The sequence below is a fragment of the SAR324 cluster bacterium genome, assembly GCA_029245725.1.
Classification (GTDB): Bacteria; SAR324; SAR324; order SAR324; family NAC60-12; genus JCVI-SCAAA005.
The window spans coordinates 1-6068 of the sequence record JAQWOT010000382.1 but is presented as its reverse complement, the minus strand read 5'-3'; the positions used below and the strand labels follow the sequence as shown (position 1 = coordinate 6068).

Annotated in this window: 5 protein-coding genes; all 5 read left to right on the top strand. The window is 46.1% G+C overall.

Annotated elements, in window-relative coordinates:
- Positions 1–3583 (top strand): hypothetical protein (locus P8O70_20950; protein ID MDG2199309.1); only part of this gene is annotated, 3583 nt, incomplete at its 5' end.
- Positions 3584–4088: 505 nt separating this feature from the next.
- Complete coding sequence (locus P8O70_20945; protein ID MDG2199308.1) at positions 4089–4289, top strand: hypothetical protein; 201 nt, start codon at positions 4089–4091, stop codon at positions 4287–4289.
- A complete protein-coding gene (locus tag P8O70_20940) occupies positions 4290–4649 on the top strand; it encodes a hypothetical protein (GenBank protein ID MDG2199307.1) in 360 nt (119 codons plus the stop codon).
- Positions 4650–4923: 274 nt separating this feature from the next.
- Positions 4924–5160, top strand: coding sequence for a hypothetical protein (locus P8O70_20935; protein MDG2199306.1), 237 nt, complete (start codon positions 4924–4926; stop codon positions 5158–5160).
- 318 nt (positions 5161–5478) lie between these two features.
- Positions 5479–6068: bifunctional DNA primase/polymerase (locus P8O70_20930; GenBank protein MDG2199305.1), on the top strand; the 590-nt coding region annotated here is incomplete at its 3' end.

The following is a 6068-nucleotide window of genomic DNA, read 5'->3' as shown; positions in this document are numbered from 1 at the left end:
ATTCATTACGAAGTATTTGAGTAATGGTACCAAACAGTGGTCAAAGCAATTTGGAACAGCACAAAACGATCAAGTAGCCGATGCCGTTGTTGACAACAACACCCTCTACATTATTGGCAGTACCAAGGGGACAATGAGCGGAGCCAGTAAAACATCGGCTTCTGCTACCTACCAAGACTCCTTCATTACTCGTCTGGATTCTAGTGGAAACATTTTGGGATCAGACCAATTCGGAGTTTCTGGCACAAACAACACGGTTGCCAGCGATATGGCCTTCGATGACAGTGGGAACTATTATGTAGCGGGTAGCACTACGGGAGCATTGGATTCTGAATCTCACAATGGAAATTCAAAAACGGATATGTTCATCCGTAAATACAACAGCAGCAATGTCCGACAATGGACAAAACTCATTGGCAACAGCACTCATGACCAAGGAAACGGAGTGCATCTTGGCCTCAGTAGCAGTGGGGCAACAATCTATCTCCAGGATCAAACTGGGGGGACCATTAACTCGGTTTCTGCACCAACCTCAGCCAGTGACCATTTAGTCATTCATGCAATCAGAACCAGTGACCGCGCTTTTGAGTGGACAAAATTCACCAGTCACCGAGCAAATGTTGTCAGGGGAATTGGGGCTGACTCCTCCGGCTACATCTACACCCTGCATGACAGTTCCATCAGCCCTGCTGGCTATGATGATGACCTTGACGGCAACTATCAAATCACCAAGTTTAATTCTTCTGGTACCGAACAGTGGGCCAGGCTCACAGGAAGCGGGGACAGTGGTTTTGATTTCCCACTGGGCATGTATGTGACAAAGGGGGGTCAATTATATGTTGCAGGAACTACGCAGGCAGGGGTGCTCAATAGTTCCTCGACATGGGATTATAAATTTCATGGAGAAACCTCAGCAGGAGGTTTTGATGCCGTGATTTTTAAAGCCAACGGAGCAAATGATTATGTAGGGAGGGATAACATCACCGTTGTTTTGAGCACAGCGCCATCGGCAACTGTAACAGTCAATATTGCTGGAGTTTCCACTGAATTTACCGTGGAACCTACTCAATTGACCTTCACCACAAGCAATTGGAACACACCTCAAACTGTCTATATTCATGCGATCCAGGACAACACGACCGACGGAAATCAGACAGAAAATCTGACCATCACCACCTCTTCATCAGACAGTAACTACAATGGACTTAGCGTAAATACACCTGTCACTGTCGCAGACCAGACCCCGATTGCTCCAAGCGTGGGAATCGGTTTTGACAATGCAACGGTGACTGAGGGCAACTCGGGCACACAGACCCGCACTCTCACTGCTTACCTGGATCAGCTTCACTCCTCAAATGTCACTGTCAATCTAGCCTATGGCTCAGGGAGTTCCTGTACTGCTACTAGTGGGAGCAGTAACGATTTTGCGCACTCCTCTTCTACCATGACGATTTCCGCTGGTCAGTCCCAGGCGACCCAGGATGTGAACATTTATGGAGATACGACTGTTGAAGACAATGAGACCGCTTGTATTGATGTCTCCAGCGTCACCAATGGAGTTGAGGAGGGAACACAACAGGCGAGACTGACGATTCTCAATGATGAAGTTCCTCCAAGTGGGACACCGAGCCTTACCAACGCTGTTGCAGCTACTCAGCAAGTCACATTGAGTTGGTCTACTTTATCAGGAGCAACCTACTACAAGTTCTATTACAAACAGGACTCCACGGTAAATTATTCCATCAATGTGGCGAACAGTTCAACTTACGATGGCACATTCACAGTCAGTGATGGATCGGCTACAAGCTATGTTCATGCTGGCTTATCTGCTGGTCGTTACCACTACACGATGGTGGCAGGTAATGTTGCTGGTGTTTCTGCACAGAGCAACATGCGGGATGCTGGTTTAGTCTCAAATTTTTCTACGACATCCTGCAATGTTGACAACGATACAGATTTACTGGTTCATTATGACTTTGCTGGAAATGCCAATGACAAGGTAAGGAAGTATGGTGATGGGCGTTATGATTTGAGTGTGGCCAGTGGGGGTACGATTACTTTTCCAAATAGCCGGTGTACTGGAAGCACTGCTGCCTATTTCAATGCAGGCAATGGCTATGCTTATAACAACAGTCTAAATGATGACAATGAAAGCAACCTCTTTAGCAGTGGCAACTTTACGGTCAGCGTTTGGTACTATGCAGATCCAGACATGCCAAATTTTAGTAGCTTGATGTCCTCAAGATACGTACCCGAAACTGGAAATGACGGTGGAAACTGGAGTTGGCAATTAGACAGTGACGGAGGGAAACTCAGGTGGCGTAGTGCAATTGGTGATACGAATAACAAGCTTCATACCGTCGCAAGCAGCGCGTACCCAACTAACTCTTGGAACCATGCTGCTTTTGTAAAGCATGACAATGGCACCTCTCAAATCTACATGAATGGATCTCTCAGTAAAACTTCTTTAAGTGGTAGCAACCAGCGAACACCTCTGGAAGCTCTCAAAATTGGAACAAACCGCCGCGAGGCATTTCCTTGGAAAGGCTACATTGATGAGTTCAAAATTTATGAAAGAGCTTTGCCTGCCTCTCAGGTTCGCAATTTATATGACAACGATACACCCACCTCATTTACTAAATCGATTACCTTCAACACCAGCAATGGCTACGCGAAACAGAAAGATAATAAATATCCTCTGGAAATCGATGCATCCGGTCCAACTAATTGTAGGGGGCTAGCTGGTAGTTCCGGCAGTTCCTATGTCTCCGCAAGTGCTGGAAGACCTTTTGCCTTGGCCTCAGTCTTCAAAGCCAGTGCACACTCCAGTCAGGGTTCAGTACTGTCCCAGACGGCTGGCTCGGACAGAAACAATGAATACAGGATTTCTCTAGAAGTAACCAATGCCGAAAAGCTTCGTTTCTGGTTTGGCAATGATCAAAACTATTATAAATGGACCTCGAAATTTACCCTGGATAGCAATAGATGGTACGGATTTTATGTTGATTATGATGGTTGCAGTCGAAGTTACGGAAATTCAGATCAGCAGAAGAATTTTAATAGGTTCCGTGTTTGGCAAGTCGATTTATCATCTGATACTGCCACACAATTGACTACCTACGGCCAGAATGACAATTCCTATGGTACGTGGTACATGAGCAATACAGCCGGTAACCCGGTAGCAGGTCAATTTTATGTTGGTTCTCGCTACGAAAATAATGATGAATTCCAGGGTCAGATCGCTGCTGTGGTAGTGACAACACTAAAAACTAATGGCGAAAATTTACCAGGAGCTTCAGAAATTGGACTGCTGGTCAGCAACCCATTGCAGTGGCTGACAGACTACAAGGTTGGTCAAGATTTTAGGAGACCTGGACAAACTTTTAACAGGTCGAATTTTTCTCTTAACGATGCACTCGGCGCTAGCAGCACCAAGGTCTGGTTGATGGGAGGTGGAACAAATGATCAGTGCAACAGTACGAACTGTAAGTTCCGAAACCAAGTCTACTCGGGTGCTGCTGATTATGATTTGGAAACCTACGGAATCAGTTCCACTTTCCAAAACAATGTTTCAGTTCCCTAATCTAAGTTAGTTCAAATTTATTTTTCCTCGGATGAAGTGTATTGTTGTTGCTCTAGTGGTTGGGAGCAAGGCCATTCGGTCTCAGTATAAATGTCACTGCGTCAATATTTCGTTTTTGATTACCCATTCAGTTGCTCCATTCGTTTTCCGTCCGGGTTGCAATAATCAAATCTATCTCAAAATTTGATTGATTATCCCTCTGCAAGACCTCTCCAACGAATCTTCCTCAGCTTACAAGAGCCGACGCTTCTTCAAACTCCTGCAAAATAGCCCCATACAGCAGCACTGATCTCCAGCTACTCAAGAAGCTGACGCAGGACCACCAAATCGCCCGAGTGATCGACCTCTGCCAACAACTCCAATTGACTCCCTTTGTGCATCTGGTCAATTGCCACCTAAGTACCGCAGGGACACTGAACAGGCAGGTTGTCGAAATCGCTGAAATCTACCTGCCATTGCCACAGAACATCTGGAACTCACTGGCAGCAGCACTAGAATCCGTTCCTTGTTCCTTCAGGCCCTTGTTGATGAACAGACTTCCCTGGCTTCAGGGATCTCTGAAGAATTAGGCATTGTTCACTTTGAACCCATCCTGCAAATTGATCCACATTCCCTCGCTCCTCTGCAACTGCCTAAATTCTCTAGAGCCCAACTGGAAACAGCCCTGGCAAATATCTCTGAAGAGAATGAAAAACTACACAAGTGAATGAATGCCATGGTTGACAAGGACTGGGTTGAATACCTAGAACTGAGTGAACAGGTAAAATTAGGTCGAAGGTGGCAATGGCAGGTCTCCAATGATTACCCCAAAGCTGTTGCGGATCTTCTCTTTAGAAACAGACTCATTGACTCAAAGCACTCCTTCCTCTCTCAATGCATTAGTCAGAGTGGAAGTCCAATGAACCCCAAGAGCACCGCCATCACCGAGGGGAATAATGTGCAGAAATTGGTGATGGACCTACTGAATCTGATCCTACGATGCTCTTCTTCAAAGTTCCTCCTACAACCTGAATCTTCTCTTACCCAAGCACCCTCACCTCTATACTCGCGACAGAATAGTGCCTGAAGCACAATTGCCGAACGCTTCATTTTTTCGTCACTATGTCAGTAATGACTTAAACTCCCGCCTAAATTTCCTAATTTGAAGAGGAAAATAATTCTCTTCAATCTCCATCTTCACCAACTAAACACAAAAATCCCCCACATTTTTCAATTCCTATACTGATAGGAACCAGCATTTGCGGATTTCCGATAGCCGTTTGACATTGCGAAAAAAAATATGTGACTTGTAGCTCAGCCTGGAATTCACCAGGAAATTCATAACTTCTAATAAGGAAAAAATGGAAATTAAACCGAAACTGACCCCGACCCCACAATGGGAGCGGGCATCACATTACATTGCTAGCGGCAGGTGCCCACTTAATCTGCAATGGATCCTTTTCAATCGTAAACCAGATATGCTTCGCCATGGATGTGCAATCCAGGTCGGCAGGAGCGTGTTGGTTGATCACGAAAGGTTGATGCGGTATTTGGAGGCACTGTCCCGACGCAACGAAGGATTGGTACCACAGCGCTAACGCTGTTGAACTGAATCTTTGTCGCTAAAGGACAATTCGTCCAAAAACCACAAAAAAACCCGGTCGAAGACCTAGGAACTCTAACGCCGGGGCTCAATTTATAGTATTTAAATATTGGTATAAAATGATAAATAAAAACAAAGGTAAAGTCACGTCCAAATCAGGGTCAGACAACAATCTTAAAGCCAGTACTGGCCCAACTGCAGAGCGGAGAAAACACCGGGATCAGGCAATTCGGCACTATCACCAACTTGGGCTCTACCCGATACCATTCGACCCTACCGGAAGCAGTGGCAGAAGCTGGAAACCTATGAGGGCTTGGATACAGAATCATTGCTGAATCTGTTTTCTGCAGAAGACAACGTGGGCCTACTCTGTGGCGTCCAAAGGGCAGACGGTAAGTACCTTGTTGGAATCGACTACGACAACGAGGCCCTCTGGAGACAACATCTGAAGCAGGCTAGTGACAATGAAGGCTTTAACTGGCTGATGGGAGGTCCCGTTGTCGAAACTGGTAGTGGAAAGCGGCACCACTATGTTCTCTCGGACAGTGCAGAGAAAATCGTCTTTGCTGACGCAAGTGGTAAACACCACGCTGGGGAAGTTCAAGGTGCAGGGACACAATTGGTAGCTCCACCATCCATCCATCCCACCACCGTGCGGGAATACCGCTGGCTCGATGAAAGTTGGCAGGACATCCAATTTGTTGATCACCTAACCCTGGCAGCAAGTTATCCGGCCAAGGCCGGTAAGCAAAAGTTCAACAGGCATTCCAAGAAAAAGGAGAAGCAGGGGTTTTCCAACGGTGATGCTGGAAATTTTGGCAATGACTCCACTTTCTACGATTACTCCACCATTGACTTCATTGCACTGTTCCAAAGTCGAGGCTGGGTGATTGAGGACAAGGG

Excerpts from the sequence above, each read along its gene's own strand:
- P8O70_20940 (MDG2199307.1), top strand. The coding sequence starts at position 4,290 with ATGAATGCCATGGTTGACAAGGACTGGGTTGAATACCTAGAACTGAGT.
- P8O70_20935 (MDG2199306.1), top strand. The coding sequence starts at position 4,924 with ATGGAAATTAAACCGAAACTGACCCCGACCCCACAATGGGAGCGGGCA.